This window comes from Maritalea porphyrae (assembly GCF_027213965.1).
GTDB classification, from domain to species: Bacteria; Pseudomonadota; Alphaproteobacteria; order Rhizobiales; family Devosiaceae; genus Maritalea; species Maritalea porphyrae_A.
Genome location: NZ_JAPWGX010000055.1, coordinates 1 through 260 on the forward strand (window position 1 = coordinate 1; position 260 = coordinate 260).

General features: G+C 48.8%; 1 protein-coding gene. It reads right to left on the reverse strand.

Going from position 1 to position 260, the window contains the following annotated elements; translation table 11 throughout:
• Window positions 1-260: TAXI family TRAP transporter solute-binding subunit (locus O4H47_RS18000; RefSeq protein ID WP_331283692.1), on the reverse strand; the 260-nt coding region annotated here is incomplete at both ends.

Genomic DNA, 260 nt, shown 5'->3' on the forward strand with positions numbered 1-260 from the left:
ATGGTAGTGATCGGCTTATCTAGACCTGGATACGTGTTCGCTGGGATCTCGTACTTCGTCCATAGGTTGTAATTGCCGTTCGCCTCTTTGATTTGTTCGTCAGTAAACGAAAGAATCGAAATGTCTTTACCCAACGCAGCAAAAGCTTGAGTGACCGCACCAACAGGTACACCCGCAGGCGTGTTCATGCCGTCAATGGTGCCGTTTTGAAGTGCGCTCGCACTGCCGCCGTAACCCATGTAAGCAAGATTGAATTTATC